The organism is Mycobacterium sp. (assembly GCF_049683935.1).
GTDB lineage: Bacteria > Actinomycetota > Actinomycetes > Mycobacteriales > Mycobacteriaceae > Mycobacterium.
Genome location: NZ_JBAUJR010000148.1, coordinates 1 through 14,140, shown reverse-complemented (window position 1 = coordinate 14,140; position 14,140 = coordinate 1). Strand labels below are relative to the sequence as shown.

The 14,140-nt window shown below is 67.8% G+C and carries 14 protein-coding genes and 1 pseudogene; 11 read left to right on the top strand and 4 right to left on the bottom strand.

Annotated features, from left to right (window positions below; all coding sequences use genetic code 11):
* A pseudogene (locus tag WA965_RS08380) lies at positions 1-244 on the top strand (hypothetical protein); the annotation flags it as partial.
* Positions 245-254: 10 nt separating this feature from the next.
* Complete coding sequence (locus tag WA965_RS08375) at positions 255-623, top strand: nuclear transport factor 2 family protein (protein ID WP_526300563.1); 369 nt, start codon at positions 255-257, stop codon at positions 621-623.
* 52 nt (positions 624-675) lie between these two features.
* On the opposite strand, the gene trhA is transcribed toward WA965_RS08375, so the two are convergent.
* Positions 676-1,422 carry a PAQR family membrane homeostasis protein TrhA gene (trhA, locus tag WA965_RS08370; RefSeq protein ID WP_526300561.1) on the bottom strand — a complete coding sequence of 249 codons (747 nt, stop codon included), beginning with the start codon at positions 1,420-1,422 and terminating at the stop codon, positions 676-678.
* Between the two features lie 55 nt (positions 1,423-1,477).
* On the opposite strand from trhA, the gene WA965_RS08365 reads away from it, so the two are divergent.
* From WA965_RS08365 to WA965_RS08350, 4 genes are all read left to right on the top strand, one after another.
* Entirely contained in the window at positions 1,478-2,269 is a 792-nt protein-coding gene (locus tag WA965_RS08365; protein ID WP_526300559.1) for a (2Z,6E)-farnesyl diphosphate synthase, read from the top strand.
* A 10-nt stretch (positions 2,270-2,279) separates the two neighbouring features.
* Positions 2,280-3,629: a hypothetical protein gene (locus WA965_RS08360; protein ID WP_526300557.1), complete on the top strand. Its 1,350-nt coding sequence runs from the start codon at positions 2,280-2,282 to the stop codon at positions 3,627-3,629.
* 144 nt (positions 3,630-3,773) lie between these two features.
* On the top strand, positions 3,774-4,199 hold the full coding sequence (locus tag WA965_RS08355) for a hypothetical protein (RefSeq protein ID WP_526300555.1): 426 nt from the start codon (positions 3,774-3,776) through the stop codon (positions 4,197-4,199).
* 99 nt (positions 4,200-4,298) lie between these two features.
* Positions 4,299-4,712 carry a hypothetical protein gene (locus WA965_RS08350; RefSeq protein ID WP_526300553.1) on the top strand — a complete coding sequence of 138 codons (414 nt, stop codon included), beginning with the start codon at positions 4,299-4,301 and terminating at the stop codon, positions 4,710-4,712.
* 54 nt (positions 4,713-4,766) lie between these two features.
* Here the strand turns inward: WA965_RS08350 and coaA are convergent, their stop codons facing one another.
* The gene (gene coaA, locus WA965_RS08345) at positions 4,767-5,705 is read right to left on the bottom strand and encodes a type I pantothenate kinase (protein ID WP_178361135.1); all 939 of its coding nucleotides are present in this window, start codon (positions 5,703-5,705) and stop codon (positions 4,767-4,769) included.
* Positions 5,706-5,736: 31 nt separating this feature from the next.
* On the opposite strand from coaA, the gene WA965_RS08340 reads away from it, so the two are divergent.
* From WA965_RS08340 to WA965_RS08320, 5 genes are all read left to right on the top strand, one after another.
* On the top strand, positions 5,737-6,945 hold the full coding sequence (locus tag WA965_RS08340) for a DUF885 domain-containing protein (RefSeq protein ID WP_526300551.1): 1,209 nt from the start codon (positions 5,737-5,739) through the stop codon (positions 6,943-6,945).
* 57 nt (positions 6,946-7,002) lie between these two features.
* Positions 7,003-8,487 carry a glycine hydroxymethyltransferase gene (locus WA965_RS08335; protein ID WP_526300549.1) on the top strand — a complete coding sequence of 495 codons (1,485 nt, stop codon included), beginning with the start codon at positions 7,003-7,005 and terminating at the stop codon, positions 8,485-8,487.
* A 61-nt stretch (positions 8,488-8,548) separates the two neighbouring features.
* Positions 8,549-9,376 carry an acyl-ACP desaturase gene (locus WA965_RS08330; protein WP_526300547.1) on the top strand — a complete coding sequence of 276 codons (828 nt, stop codon included), beginning with the start codon at positions 8,549-8,551 and terminating at the stop codon, positions 9,374-9,376.
* A 202-nt stretch (positions 9,377-9,578) separates the two neighbouring features.
* The gene (gene phoH2, locus WA965_RS08325) at positions 9,579-10,892 is read left to right on the top strand and encodes an RNA 5'-3' helicase PhoH2 (protein WP_178361139.1); all 1,314 of its coding nucleotides are present in this window, start codon (positions 9,579-9,581) and stop codon (positions 10,890-10,892) included.
* Positions 10,893-10,960: 68 nt separating this feature from the next.
* Entirely contained in the window at positions 10,961-11,695 is a 735-nt protein-coding gene (locus WA965_RS08320; protein ID WP_526447356.1) for a polysaccharide deacetylase family protein, read from the top strand.
* Positions 11,696-11,722: 27 nt separating this feature from the next.
* Here WA965_RS08320 and WA965_RS08315 read toward each other — a convergent pair whose 3' ends face one another.
* Together WA965_RS08315 and glpX are read right to left on the bottom strand one after the other, a co-directional pair.
* On the bottom strand, positions 11,723-13,144 hold the full coding sequence (locus WA965_RS08315; RefSeq protein ID WP_526300545.1) for a class II fumarate hydratase: 1,422 nt from the start codon (positions 13,142-13,144) through the stop codon (positions 11,723-11,725).
* A 23-nt stretch (positions 13,145-13,167) separates the two neighbouring features.
* The coding region (gene glpX / locus WA965_RS08310; RefSeq protein ID WP_526447354.1) for a class II fructose-bisphosphatase at positions 13,168-14,140 on the bottom strand (973 nt) is incomplete at its 5' end.

The following is a 14,140-nucleotide window of genomic DNA, read 5'->3' as shown; positions in this document are numbered from 1 at the left end:
GCGCGGGCCGATCCAGGTTGCGGTCGCGTGTGATCCGGCGGCGTCTGAGCTTCTCGACGCCGCGCGCAGGCGCGCGCCGGGCGGGGCGGTGGTGGTCGGCGGCCCGCAGAATTCCTCCGAGCTGCTGATCGACCGGCCTCGGGTGGGCGGATCCGACGCGGCCTACGTGTGCCGTGGCGGGACCTGCGACATGCCCGTCACCACCGTCGAGGATCTTGCTGCCGCGCTGGGGCGCCCCGTGTAGCGTCCCGCTCATGAGTTTCGAGCCGGATGTGTTGCAGGGTTTCGTCCAGCGCTACCTCGACACCGTGACTAGTGGCACCGCTGACGAAGTGGCAGCGCTCTACACCGAGGACGCCACCCTCGAAGATCCCGTGGGCGGCGGCGAGGTCCACATCGGGCGGCAGGCCATCGCCGGGTTCTACTCGGGAATGGGTGGCACGGAGATCAAGACCGAGCTGCTGAGCTTTCGTGCGGGCGGTCACGAGGCGGCCTTCGCCTTCGCCATCACCGTGGGCGGGGCGATGCGCATCGAGCCCATCGAGGTGATGACGTTCGACGGCGACGGCAAGATCACCTCGATGAAGGCCTACTGGGGTCCGCAGAACATCACCCAGCTGTAGGGAATCGGGCGCGCTGACGTACCCGCAGCGTCGTGTGCCGCGCCGGATTCACTCAGAAGACGGCGAACCACATCGCGACGTAGTGGCAGATCGCCGCGACGGCCGTGCACGCGTGGAAGAACTCGTGATGGCCGAACGTCGTCGGCCACGGGTTCGGCCACTTCAGTGCGTAAAGCACGCCGCCGACGCTGTACAGCGCACCGCCGACGATCAGGAGCACCACCGCCGCGACGCCTGCGCCGTGGGTGATCGGACCGATGAACCAGGCAGCCACCCAGCCCAGCAGGATGTAGAGCGGCACCCCGAGCCAGCGCGGCGCCGACGGCCACAGCATCTTCAGTGCCACGCCGGCTGTCGCACCGCCCCAGACGATCCAGAACAACGTCATGCCGCTGCTCTCGGGCAGCGCGAGAAGGGCGAACGGGGTGTAACTGCCCGCGATGAACACGAAGATCATCGAGTGGTCGGCGCGCTTCATCCAGGTGCGCGCGGTGGCCGACGTCCAGGTGACCCGGTGGTAGGTGCCGCTGACGGCGAACATCGCGACGATGGTCAGGGTGTAGATCAGCGTGGCGATCCCGGCGCGCGTGGAGACCTGCGACCAGGACACCGCCACCAGGGCGGTGCCCGCGACGGCCGCCACCCCGGCCGAATACACGTGGATCCAGCCCCGGGCGCGCGGCTTGCCCAGGAACTGCGCGACGCCGTCGGCGACCGCTTCGGGGAAGTCCTCCGGTCCGTTCGGCGAGCTTTCGCGGTCGGGATCAGCGGTATCGACAGGATCACGAAACGAGGCCACATCACCTCCACTGACTTGCGTAGGGTTTCCTCGCGTCACAGTAGTCTGGACCATCGTGGACCTCATTCCGCGGCGTCTCAAGGAGCCGATGTACCGGCTCTACGAGCTGCGGCTGCGCCAGGGTCTGACCCCTTCCCGGTCGGAGCTGCCCCGCCACATCGCGGTGTTGTGCGACGGCAACCGGCGCTGGGCCCGCGAGCTGGGGCACGACGACGTCAGCTACGGCTACCGGGTGGGTGCGCACAAGATCGCCGAGATGCTGCGCTGGTGTCAGGAAGCCGGCATCGAGATGGCGACGGTCTATCTGCTGTCCACCGAGAATCTGCAGCGTGACGCCGACGAGCTGGCCTCGCTCATCGACATCATCACCGAGGTCGTCGAGGAGATCTGCGCGCCCGCCAACCAGTGGAGCGTGCGCACCGTCGGCGACCTCGAACTCATCGGCGAGGAACCGGCCCGCCGGTTGCGGGACGCGGTGCAGTCGACCGGCGGCAACGGCGGGACGTTCCATGTCAATGTCGCGGTGGGCTACGGCGGACGCCAGGAGATCGTCGACGCCGTCCGTGCCCTGCTGGCCAAGGAACTCGCCAACGGCGCCACCGGCGACCGGTTGATCGAAGCGGTCACCGCCGAGGCGATCTCGGAGAACCTGTACACCTCCGGCCAGCCCGATCCCGACCTGGTGATCCGTACCTCGGGCGAACAGCGATTGTCGGGTTTCCTGCTGTGGCAGAGCGCCTATTCGGAGATGTGGTTCACCGAGGCGTACTGGCCCGAGTTCCGTCGGGTCGACTTCCTGCGCGCCCTGCGCGACTACAGCGCCAGACATCGACGCTACGGGCGCTAGGAAGTCAGCCGTGGTAACTCTCTCCGCAGTCGTCTTCGCGCTGAGTTGGTGGCTGGGTCTCTATCTGTTGGCCCGCGATCCCCGTAAGCCGGTGCTGGTGCTGGCGTCGATCGGGCTGACCAGCTTCGCCCTCGTCGTCGCGCTGGATACGGTCCGGCTGGTCAGTGCCTCGGAGTTTCTGAGTCGGATCGAGATCTACCTCGTCGCGTTGCCCGGCATCGCCTGGTTCGCGGTCTTGCTGGAGCTCTCGCGCCCCCGCGACACCTGGCGCAGCCGGGCGAGCGAAGCCGCGTCGGTGGCCTGCGTCGCGGTGGTGGCATTCACCGGTGCCGCGATGGCCGGATCCGTTGACGGCCCGCTGCGGCTGGGCCACTGGGTGATGTTCGCGGCGGTGTCGGTCCCGTCACTGGCCGCGATGGTTCACACGGCGATCCGGCGCACCCAGCCCGGGCCGGTGGTGGGCTTCATCGTGGTGGCGACGTTGTTCTTCGCGCTCGGCAACGCGATCCTGGTGATCCCGCTCGGGTTGGTGCCGAGCTGGTTGGCGCTGGCGTCCACGGGTTTCGACGTCGCGCTGCTCGGCATCGCGGTGGCGATAGGGGACGCGTTCGACGAGGGCCAGGCGTTGCGCGGCGACATGCTGCGGTCGTGTGTCGGCACAACCGTGGTGGCCATCCTCTTCGGCGGCCAACTGCTGATCGGGATGGCTGTCGCGGGCCAGAACACCACATTGGTCGTGCTGCTGTTCACCAGCCTCGCGATCGCCATCGCTATCAACGTGCTCGCCGATCCACTGGCCGGCCTGTTCGACCGGCTCGCGTTCTCCCGCTCACCGGCGCTGCGGGCCGACCGCGCCGCGCTGCGCAGCACCGAGGCAGCACTGCCGCTGCGGTCGGGCAATCCGTTGGACGGCATGGACGAAGAGACCTTCGTCCGGGTGACCCGCCGCGCGCTCGGGCACTACGGGGACCTGTCCAAGCTGGTGGCCAGCCCGCTGACAGCGCTGCCTGCGATCGACGAGCGCCTCACTCGACGCGGCGCGCCGGACCAACCGTTGGAGCGGGCCAACGAGCTTCGGGCCCTGCTGGCCGAGCGGATCGCGGGCCTCAAACCACGAGACGGCGGTGACTTCGGCACCACCGAGCAGTGGCGCCATTACAACTCGCTGTACTTCCCCTACGTCGTCGGTGTCCGGGCGTACGCCCAGAACGCCACGGCGGCGGGCCTGGACCCGGTCGCCCGCCAGGCCTGGCACTGGTTGGTCGCCGAGGTGCCGCAGCGGTCGCTGCACAATTGGCAGAACGCGGCAGCGCGGGTGATCGCCACCGACCTGCGGAGCAACTTCGCGCCCGTCCGCTGACGCCGGAACTGCGTTCCAGCGGGCCTGCACTCGATCTTTCGCTGCTGGAACGCAATTCCGGCGAGCAGGCGCTGACCTGCGGTTGGCAGTATTTGGCAGCATTCGGTGTCGAGCTGGCAGCGAGTTCTGCGCACCGTAGGTGACATGACCGCCATCACCACCGGCACCGTCGCCGCGAGAGCCGCCACGGCCGGAACCGAATCGCAACTGCTGCGCTTCGCGCTGCGCGCCGACGCCACTTTGTGCGCAGGCGTCGGACTGTTCGTCGCCATGGCCGCAGACCCGCTCGCGCGGCTGTCCGGGTTGTCGCCGACCGCCGAGTGGGCGCTCGGCGCGGCACTGGTCGCCTACGGGGCACTGCTCTACCTGAGCGCCCGCGTCGCCGACGTGCGCCTTGTCGGCGTGGGAGTCCTCGCCGGCAACATCGTGTTCGCCGTCGCGACCACGGTTGTGCTCGCAGCGGGTTGGCTGCCGCTGACCGGGTTCGGCGTTGGGGCGACTGTGGCGTTCACCGCCGTCACCCTGGGCTTCGCCGTACTGCAGTACCTCGGGATTCGCCGGCTGGCGTAGTCCCTTCATGGCTGGGCCCGGAGTCGCCGTCGTAAGAGGTTGCGGCGTCGACTCCGGGAACGGCCACCTCCGAATAACCCCTCGAGAAAGGAATCACCCATGACCGCCACCATCTCTCCCCGACTCAACGAGGCGACCGACTCGCTGCTGCGATTCGCCATGCGGGCCGACGCCGTCCTGAGCGGGCTGACCGGTGTTGCGCTGCTGGCCTTCGCCCCTCAGGTCGCCGAGATATCGGGCACCACCCCAGCCATCGAGTACACGACCGGCGGGTTCTTCGTGGTATTCGCCGCCACTGTCCTGGTTCTTGCCGCACGCCCGGCGATCCGCACGTCGGGTCTGGTGTTGGCGATCGGCAACGCGCTGTTCAGCGTCGCCACCGTGGCCGTGGTCCTGTCCGGGGTCTGGCCGCTGACCACCACCGGTGTGGTCCTGGTGCTCGGTACCGGGGTGTACACGCTGGTGATGGCCGAGTTGCAGTACCAGGGTGTGCGCCGCATCCCGAAGGCGTGACCATCGGAGGGCCACCTGTGCACGAAACGAGTGCCACAGGTGGCCCTTCGGCGTTTACAGCTTGCGCAGGCGTAGCCGGTTGATCGAATGGTCGGCGTCCTTGCGCAGCACGAGCGTGGCACGCGGCCTGGTCGGCAGGATGTTGTCGATCAGGTTCGGCCGGTTGATCGAGTGCCAGATGTCGCGGGCGGCGAAGACGGCCTGCTCGTCGGTCAATGTCGAGTAGTGGTGGAAATGTGAGGCCGGATCGGCGAAGGCGCCGTCGCGCATCGACAGGAACCGGGAGATGTACCAGCCCTCGATGTCTTCGATGCGCGCGTCGACGTACACGGAGAAATCGAACAGGTCGGAGACCATCAAGGCAGGGCCGGTCTGCAGCACGTTGAGGCCCTCGAGAATGAGGATGTCAGGGTGCTGGATGATCTGCTTCTCACCGTGCACGATGTCGTAGAGCAGGTGTGAGTACACCGGCGCGCACACCGTGTCGGAACCCGCCTTCACCGCGGTGACGAAACGCATCAGGCCTCTGCGGTCGTAACTCTCAGGAAAACCTTTGCGGTGCATCAGATTTCGCCGGTTGAGTTCGGCGTTGGGGTAGAGGAAGCCGTCGGTGGTGACGAGGTCGACGCGAGGGTGGTGCTCCCATCGCGCCAGCAGTGCCTGCAGCACGCGGGCGGTGGTCGACTTGCCGACCGCAACGCTGCCGGCGACTCCGATGACAAACGGCACCGGCCGGTCCGGGTTCTGTTGTGGCTCACCGAGGAAGTCCGCGGTCGTGGCGAACAGCGCCTGACGGGCGGCGACCTGGAGATGGATCAGTCGGGCCAGCGGCAGATAGACCTCTTCGACCTCGAGCAGGTCGATCTTCTCGCCCAGACCTCGCAGCCGGACAAGCTCGTCCTCGGTCAGTTTCAGCGGCGTCGACATTCGAAGTGCGCGCCATTGACTTCGGTCGAACTCCACGTAGGGGCTGGGTTCGCTCAGCCGCGCCATGGGCACAGTCTTGCAGTTAGCGTATGGAGCCATGGACCTAGGTCGGGATTCAAGCACCCTGATCCGTGAATACCTGATGCTCGGATTGCGCTTCGACAGAGTCGAGGAAGGTTACGTCGACTCGTTCACCGGCGACCCGGCGCTCAAGAGAGCCGTCGCTGCCGAGCCGCAGCCCGACCCCGCGGATCTGGCCCGTCAAGCCGGGCGACTGCTCGCCGAGCTACCGGCCGGACTCGACGCGCCGCGTGCCGCCTTCGTCGGTGCGCACCTGCGGGCGTTGGCCTGCGCGGGCCGCAAGTTCGCCGGCGAAGAGGTCGGGTTCGTCGACGAGGTCGAGGCCTATTTCGACGTCACGATCACCAAGGGTGATCCGGAGCGGTACCGCGCCGCGCACCTCAAGCTGGACGAGGCGCTCGGCGGTTCCGGCTCGCTCACCGAACGCATGCAGAACCACCGCGCGTCGGAGCAGATCCCGCCGGCCCGACTCGAGGAGTGCATCCACGCGTTCTCCAGCGCGCTCCGCGACCGCGTCCGCGCGACGTTCCCGCTGTCGGCCAGGGAGACGGTCACCTACGAGGTCGTCACCGACAAGCCCTGGTCCGGTTTCAACTACTACCTCGGTGACTACCAGTCCACGGTCGCCGTCAACGCCGACCTCAAGCAGCAGATGTCGAACCTGCCGCGATTGGTGGCCCACGAGTCCTATCCGGGACACCACACCGAGCACTGCCGAAAGGAAGCGGGCCTCGTCGAGGGCAAGGGGCAGGCCGAGCAGACGATCTTTCTGGTCAACACCCCGCAGTGCCTGATGGCGGAGGGGCTTGCCGACCTGGCGCTGTATGCCGCCGTGGGCCCGCAGTGGGGCACCTGGGCGACCGACATCTACGCCGACCTGGGACTGCGGTTCGACGGTGCGCGCTCGGAGACGGTGTCGGAGGCGACGGCCGTGCTGGCCGACGTCCGTCAGGACGCCGCGCTGATGCTGCACGACGAGCACCGCACCGTCGATGACGTCGTCGACTACCTCAAACGCTGGCTGCTGGTCGACGACGAGCGGGCCAGGCAGATGCTGCGTTTCCTGTCGTCGCCGCTGTGGCGCGCCTACACCAGCACCTACGTGGAGGGTTATCGGCTGCTGCGGGGCTGGTTGGACGCACGCCCCGACACCGTGAGCCTGACCGAGCGATTCGGCACCCTGCTCGACGAGCCACTGATTCCGTCATCGCTGCGTACTGCCTGAGGGCTGCGCACCGCCTAGGGGTGGGGGAGGCGCACCGTCCCGACTACGCTGAACCCCATGACCGCCGACTCTGGGATCGCCGTGACCCGCTCTACTCCAGCCCTGGGCGCCGAGTATGCCGAGACCGCGAGTGAGGCCTACCGGGCCGCGCTGCAGGTGATCGAGAGCGTCGAGCCGCGGATCGCCGCAGCCACCCGCAAAGAGCTTGCCGATCAACGGGATTCACTCAAGCTGATCGCCAGCGAGAACTACGCCTCACCCGCGGTGCTGCTGACCATGGGCACCTGGTTCTCCGACAAATACGCCGAGGGCACCATCGGGCACCGGTTCTACGCGGCCTGCCAGAACGTCGACGCCGTCGAGGCGCTGGCCGCCGAGCATGCCCGCGAGCTGTTCGGCGCCCCGTACGCGTACGTGCAGCCGCACTCCGGGATCGACGCCAACCTCGTCGCCTACTGGGCCATTCTCGCCACCCGCGTCGAGACCCCCGGCCTGGCCGAGTTCGGTGCGAAGCACGTCAACGACCTGTCCGAGGCCGACTGGGAGACGCTGCGCGGCAAGCTCGGCAACCAGCGGCTGCTGGGCATGTCGCTGGACACCGGCGGCCACCTCACCCACGGCTTCCGGCCCAACATCTCCGGCAAGATGTTCCACCAGCGCCAGTACGGCACCGACCCGGAAACCGGGCTTCTGGACTACGACGCGGTGGCCGCCGCGGCCCGCGAGTTCAAGCCGTTGGTGCTGGTCGCCGGCTACTCCGCCTACCCACGCCGGGTGAACTTCGCCAAGATGCGCGAGATCGCCGACGAGGTGGGCGCCACGCTGATGGTCGACATGGCGCACTTCGCGGGTCTGGTCGCGGGCAAGGTGTTCACCGGCGACGAGGACCCGGTGCCCCACGCACACGTCACGACCACCACCACCCACAAGTCGCTGCGTGGCCCCCGCGGCGGGTTGATCCTGGCCACCGAGGAATTCGCCCCCGCGGTCGACAAGGGCTGCCCGATGGTGCTCGGCGGCCCGCTGTCGCACGTGATGGCCGCCAAGGCCGTCGCGCTCGCCGAGGCGCGCCAGCCGGCATTCCAGGACTACGCCCAGCGCATCGCCGACAACGCCAAGGCTCTCGCCGACGGTTTCCTCACGCGCGGCGCCCGCCTGGTCACCGGCGGCACCGACAACCACATCGTGCTGCTGGATGTGACCTCGTTCGGGCTCACCGGACGTCAGGCGGAGTCGGCGCTGCTGGACTCGGGGATCGTCACCAACCGGAACTCCATTCCCGCCGACCCCAACGGCGCCTGGTACACCAGCGGTATCCGATTCGGCACGCCGGCGCTGACCACCCGCGGCTTCGGCGGCGACGATTTCGACCGGGTCGCCGATCTGGTGGTCGAGGTGCTCGAGAACACCGAACCGACGGCCGCCTCGAACGGACCATCGAAAGCCAAGTACGTCCTGGCCGACGGAACGGCCGAGCGGGTGCACGCCGCGTCGGCCGAACTTCTGGCCGCCAATCCGCTGTATCCGGGCCTGACTCTGTAGCCTCACGACACTCCGGAACCCGATTTCGAGGAACATGTGAATTCGGGTTACAGTTACTTTTATGGCACAGAGACCTGTCCCTAATGCGCTGATCACCGAGCTCGAGCCGGTCGTCATGCAGGAGCTGCGGCACCACCTCGACTCCGAGGATCTCTGGTACGCCCACGACTACGTGCCCTTCGACCAGGGCGAGAACTTCGCGTTCCTGGGCGGCAAGGACTGGGACCCGTCGGAGGTGACGCTGCCCAAGCACATCACCGACGCTCTCGAGATCCTGCTGATCACCAAGGACAACCTGGCCGGCTACCACCGCGAGCTCGTCGAGCACTTCATCCTCGAGGCCAAGTGGGGCCGCTGGCTGGGCCGCTGGACCGCCGAAGAGCACCTCCACGCCATCGCACTGCGCAACTACCTGGTGGTCACCCGTGAGGTCGACCCCGTGGCCAACGAGGACGTCCGCGTCGAGCATGTGGTGCAGGGCTACCGTGCCGACACCTACAGCCAGCTGGAGACGCTGGCGTTCATGGCGTTCTTCGAACGCGCCCACGCGGTGTACTGCCGCAATCTGGCTGCGCAGACCGAGGACCCGACGCTGGCGGAGATGATCGGCCGCATCGCCAAGGACGAGGAACGCCACGAGGACTTCTTCGCCAAGCTCGTCAGCCACTGTCTGGGCTCCTCGCGAGACGAGACCGTCGACGCCATCAAGCGCCGCGCAGCCGAACTCGACGTCGTCGGCGGTGACATCGTCGCCTACCGCGACAAGGTGGCCAACGTCGCCGAGGCGGGCATCTTCGATCAGGCGCAGCTGCGTCGGGTCATCTCCGATCGCATCACCGCGTGGGGGCTGGCCGACGAGCCGGCGCTGGCTCAGTTCATCAGCTCTTAACCCGCAGGCCTCTTCGGCACGGCGCGCCTGCGCGGCGCGAAAGCCGCAGTCGGAGTAGCGTCGTTCGTGATGGCTAGCGACATGCTCTGCTATCCGGGCGGTCCCGATGATCTCGATCATGAAGGGCCGGCCCCGGTCCTGGAGACCGCTGTGTGTCCACCGAGAGGTTCGTGTGGGGCCACGCGGGCTCGAGGAGCGCTACGTGACTGAATCGCTCGTCCGGACCTACGTGCTCGACACCTCCGTGCTGCTGTCCGATCCCTGGGCCTGCACACGGTTCGCCGAACACGAGGTGGTAGTTCCGTTGGTGGTCATCAGCGAACTGGAAGCCAAGCGGCATCATCATGAGCTCGGCTGGTTCGCTCGTCAGGCACTGCGGATGTTCGATGATCTCCGGCTCGAACACGGGCGGCTGGACCAGCCGATTCCCGTCGGCGATCACGGCGGCACACTGCACATCGAGCTCAACCACAGTGATCCGTCGGTGCTGCCCGCCGGCTTCCGCACCGACAGCAACGACTCGCGGATTCTGACCTGCGCGGCCAATCTCGCCGCGGAAGGCAAGCGAGTCACGTTGGTGACCAAGGACATTCCGCTGCGCGTGAAGGCCGGCGCCGTGGGCTTGCCCGCCGACGAGTACCACGCACAGGATGTCGTCACGTCGGGATGGACCGGGATGGCGGAGGTCGAGGTCTCCAGCGAGGACATCGACGGACTCTTCGCCGACGGTGACATCGACCTGGAGTCCGCGCGCGACCTGCCCTGCCATACCGGGGTCCGGTTGCTGGGCAGCAATTCTCACGCGCTGGGCCGGGTCAATGCCGACAAGCGGGTGCAACTGGTGCGCGGCGATCGGGAGGTGTTCGGCCTCCGGGGAAGGTCGGCCGAACAGCGTGTCGCGCTCGACCTGCTGCTCGACGAGTCCGTCGGCATCGTGTCACTCGGCGGCAAGGCGGGCACCGGAAAGTCGGCCCTGGCGCTGTGCGCCGGCCTGGAGGCCGTGCTGGAGCGGCGGACTCAGCGCAAGGTCGTGGTGTTCCGTCCGTTGTACGCAGTCGGTGGCCAGGAACTCGGCTACCTGCCCGGCAGCGAGAGCGAGAAGATGGGGCCGTGGGCGCAGGCGGTCTTCGACACGCTCGAAGGCCTCGCGAGCCCGGCGGTCCTCGAGGAGGTGCTCGCGCGCGGCATGCTCGAGGTGCTGCCGCTGACCCACATCCGGGGACGGTCTCTGCACGACTCGTTCGTGATCGTCGACGAGGCGCAGTCCCTGGAACGCAATGTGCTGCTCACCGTGCTGTCGCGGCTGGGGAGCGGGTCGCGGGTGGTGCTGACCCACGACGTCGCGCAGCGGGACAATCTGCGCGTCGGCCGTCACGACGGCGTCGCAGCGGTGATCGAGAAGCTCAAGGGTCACCCGCTCTTTGCGCACATCACCCTGCTGCGCAGCGAGCGTTCGCCGATCGCGGCGTTGGTCACCGAGATGCTGGAGGAGATCAGCCCCGGCGCCCTTCCCTGAGTGCGGGTCTGGCGCGTTTCGCCACCCTCAGCGTCGCGGAACGCGCCGGATCCGCAGGGGTCGGTAGGATTTCGGGGGTGCGTACCGTCGCGGCAGTTGTCGCCGTCGCAGTGCTCCTCGCAGGTGGCCTGAGCGGCCACGCCCACGCAGACACCGTCGACTGCACACAGGTCAAGTGTGTGGCGCTGACCTTCGACGACGGGCCCGGACCACACACCGATCGGCTATTGCAGATCCTGCGGGCCAACAACGCCGAGGCGACGTTCTTCCTGATCGGGGACAAAGTCGCGGCAGATCCCGCCGCTGCCCGGCGGATCGCCGACGCCGGGATGGAGATCGGCAACCACACCTGGCAGCACCCCGACATGACGGCGATCCCGCCGCAGGACATACCGGCCCAGTTCAGCAGGGCCACCGAAGCCATCGAGGCCGCCACGGGCAGGCGGCCGACGCTGGCCCGCACCGGCGGTGGAACCGTCAACGAGACGGTGCTGGCCGAGGCCGGCCGCCAGGGCCTGGCCGACATCAATTGGGACGTGGTCCCTTTCGACTGGCTTCACGATCCCGACACCGCACCGACCCGGGCACTGCTGATGAGCCAGATCAGACCCGGTTCGGTGGTGGTGCTGCACGACACGTTCGCCTCCACGGTGGACCTGATGGAGCAGTTCATCCCGGTGCTCACCGGCAACGGCTACCACCTGGTGACCGTCTCCGACATGCTCGGTCCGCGAGCGCCCGGCAGCCTCTACGGCAGCCGGGAGAACGGCCCACCGGCCAACGTCCTGGTCGAACCGCAATGATGACTGCAAGTGGACCCAGGCCGGTTCCTACTCGCCGTCTTTCACTTTCGCCATGGCCAGCACGTCGAGGCGCTTGTCCAACTCCTCCTCGGAGAGCTTGTCGCCGATCAGCCCGCGGTCGATGACCGTCTGGCGGATCGTCTTGCGCTCCTTGAGGGCCTCCTTGGCGACCTTGGCGGCTTCCTCGTAACCGATCGCTGAGTTCAGCGGGGTGACGATCGACGGTGACGACTCGGCCTGCTCCCGCAGGTGCGCCTCGTTGGCGATCAGGCCGTCGATGCACTTGGCGGCGAACAACTTCGACACGTTGGCCAGCAGCGTGAACGACTCCAGCGCGTTGCGCGCCATCATCGGGATGTAGACGTTCAACTCGAACGCACCGTTGCCGCCGCCCCACGTGATGGCCGCGTCATTGCCGATGACCTGCGCGGCGACCTGCGTCACCGCCTCGGGGATGACCGGGTTGACCTTGCCCGGCATGATCGAGCTACCCGGCTGCAGATCTGGCAGCTGCAGCTCGCCGAGCCCGGTCAGCGGTCCCGACCCCATCCAGCGGATGTCGTTGGCGATCTTGGTCAACGACACGGCGATGGTCTTGAGTGCTCCGGACGCCTCGACCAGGCCGTCACGAGCAGCCTGGGCTTCGAAAGAGTCAGATGCGGTGCGCAGTTCGGCGATACCGGTCTGGTCGACGAGGACGTCGACGACCTTCGCGCCGAAACCGTCCGGCGCATTGAGGCCGGTGCCCACCGCGGTGCCGCCGATGGCCAGCTCACCGAGCCGGGGCAGCGTCGCCTTGACCCGCTCGATCCCGGCTTCGATCTGGCGTGCGTAGCCGCCGAACTCCTGGCCGAGCGTCACCGGGACCGCGTCCATCAGATGCGTGCGGCCGCTCTTGACGGTGGTGCGCCACTGGCGCGCCTTTCCGCGCAGCGACTCGTGAAGTATCTCCAACGCTGGAATGAGGTGGCGCACAGCGGCTTCGGTGGCGGCGATGTGCGTCGCGGTGGGGAAGGTGTCGTTGGAGCTCTGCGACATGTTCACGTCGTCGTTCGGGTGCACCGTGACGCCGTTGGCGGCGGCGATGCCCGCGATCACCTCGTTGGTGTTCATGTTGGAACTGGTGCCCGAACCGGTCTGGAAGACGTCGATGGGGAACTGGTCGTCGTGACGGCCGTCGGCGATCTCGGCGGCGGCCGCGATGATCGCGTCGGCCTTCTCCGCTGCGAGCAGCCCGAGGTCCTTGTTCACCTGGGCGCACGCGCCTTTGAGCAGGCCGAGTGCGCGGATCTGGGTGCGCTCGAGACCGCGGCCGGAGATCGGGAAGTTCTCGACGGCCCGCTGGGTCTGCGCGCGCCACAGCGCGTCTATCGGCACCCGGACCTCGCCCATGGTGTCGTGCTCGATCCGGTACTCGCCTGCTTGCTGAACAGCGGCGTCGGTGCTCATGAATGCCCTTCGTGTGTCGGTGTTTACGGCAACGGATACGCGGCGGATTTGTCGCCGGTGAAGTCGACCGAGGAATACTCGTTGAGCTTGGACAGGCGGTGGTAGGCCTCGATCATTCTGACGGTCCCGGACTTCGAACGCATGACGATGGACTGCGTGGTACAGCCGCCGCCGTAGAACTGCACACCCTTGAGCAGGTCGCCGTCGGTGACACCGGTGGCGGAGAAGAACACGTTCTCACCGGACACCAGGTCCTCGGTGTGCAGCACCCGGTCGAGGTCGTGGCCACGATCGAGAGCCTTCTGCCGTTCGGCGTCATCTGTCGGGGCGAGCTGGGCCTGGATCGCGCCGCCCATGCAGCGGATCGCGGCGGCGGTGATGATGCCCTCCGGGGTGCCACCGATGCCGGCCAGCAGGTCGGTTCCCGAGCCGGGGCGGCAGGCGGCGATGGCGCCGGCGACGTCACCGTCGGAGATCAGCCGGATTCGGGCGCCCGCCTCGCGGACGTCGGCGATCAACTGGGCATGCCGGGGCCGGTCCAGGACGCACACCGTGAGGTCGGCGACGGTCAGGTTCTTCGCCTGGGCGACGCGGCGGATGTTCTCGCCGATGGGGATGGTGATGTCGATGACGTCGACGGCGTCAGGTCCCACAGCGATCTTGTTCATGTAGAACACCGCCGACGGGTCGAACATGGCACCGCGCTCGGCGACAGCCAGCACCGCGATCGCGTTGGGCATGCCCTTGCTCATCAGCGTGGTGCCGTCGACGGGGTCGACCGCGAAGTCGCAGTCGGGTCCGTCGCCGTTGCCGACCTCCTCGCCGTTGTAGAGCATGGGGGCGTTGTCCTTCTCGCCCTCGCCGATCACGACGACGCCGCGCATCGACACCGAGTTCACCAGCTGGCGCATGGCGTCGACGGCCGCGCCGTCGCCGCCCTCCTTGTCGCCGCGGCCGACCCAGCGGCCCGCGGCCATGGCTCCCGCCTCGGTGACC

Excerpts from the sequence above, each read along its gene's own strand:
- WA965_RS08375 (WP_526300563.1), top strand. The coding sequence starts at position 255 with ATGAGTTTCGAGCCGGATGTGTTGCAGGGTTTCGTCCAGCGCTACCTC.
- WA965_RS08355 (WP_526300555.1), top strand. The coding sequence starts at position 3,774 with ATGACCGCCATCACCACCGGCACCGTCGCCGCGAGAGCCGCCACGGCC.
- WA965_RS08350 (WP_526300553.1), top strand. The coding sequence starts at position 4,299 with ATGACCGCCACCATCTCTCCCCGACTCAACGAGGCGACCGACTCGCTG.
- coaA (WP_178361135.1), bottom strand. The coding sequence starts at position 5,705 with ATGGCGCGGCTGAGCGAACCCAGCCCCTACGTGGAGTTCGACCGAAGT.
- WA965_RS08340 (WP_526300551.1), top strand. The coding sequence starts at position 5,737 with ATGGACCTAGGTCGGGATTCAAGCACCCTGATCCGTGAATACCTGATG.
- WA965_RS08335 (WP_526300549.1), top strand. The coding sequence starts at position 7,003 with ATGACCGCCGACTCTGGGATCGCCGTGACCCGCTCTACTCCAGCCCTG.
- WA965_RS08330 (WP_526300547.1), top strand. The coding sequence starts at position 8,549 with ATGGCACAGAGACCTGTCCCTAATGCGCTGATCACCGAGCTCGAGCCG.
- WA965_RS08315 (WP_526300545.1), bottom strand. The coding sequence starts at position 13,144 with ATGAGCACCGACGCCGCTGTTCAGCAAGCAGGCGAGTACCGGATCGAG.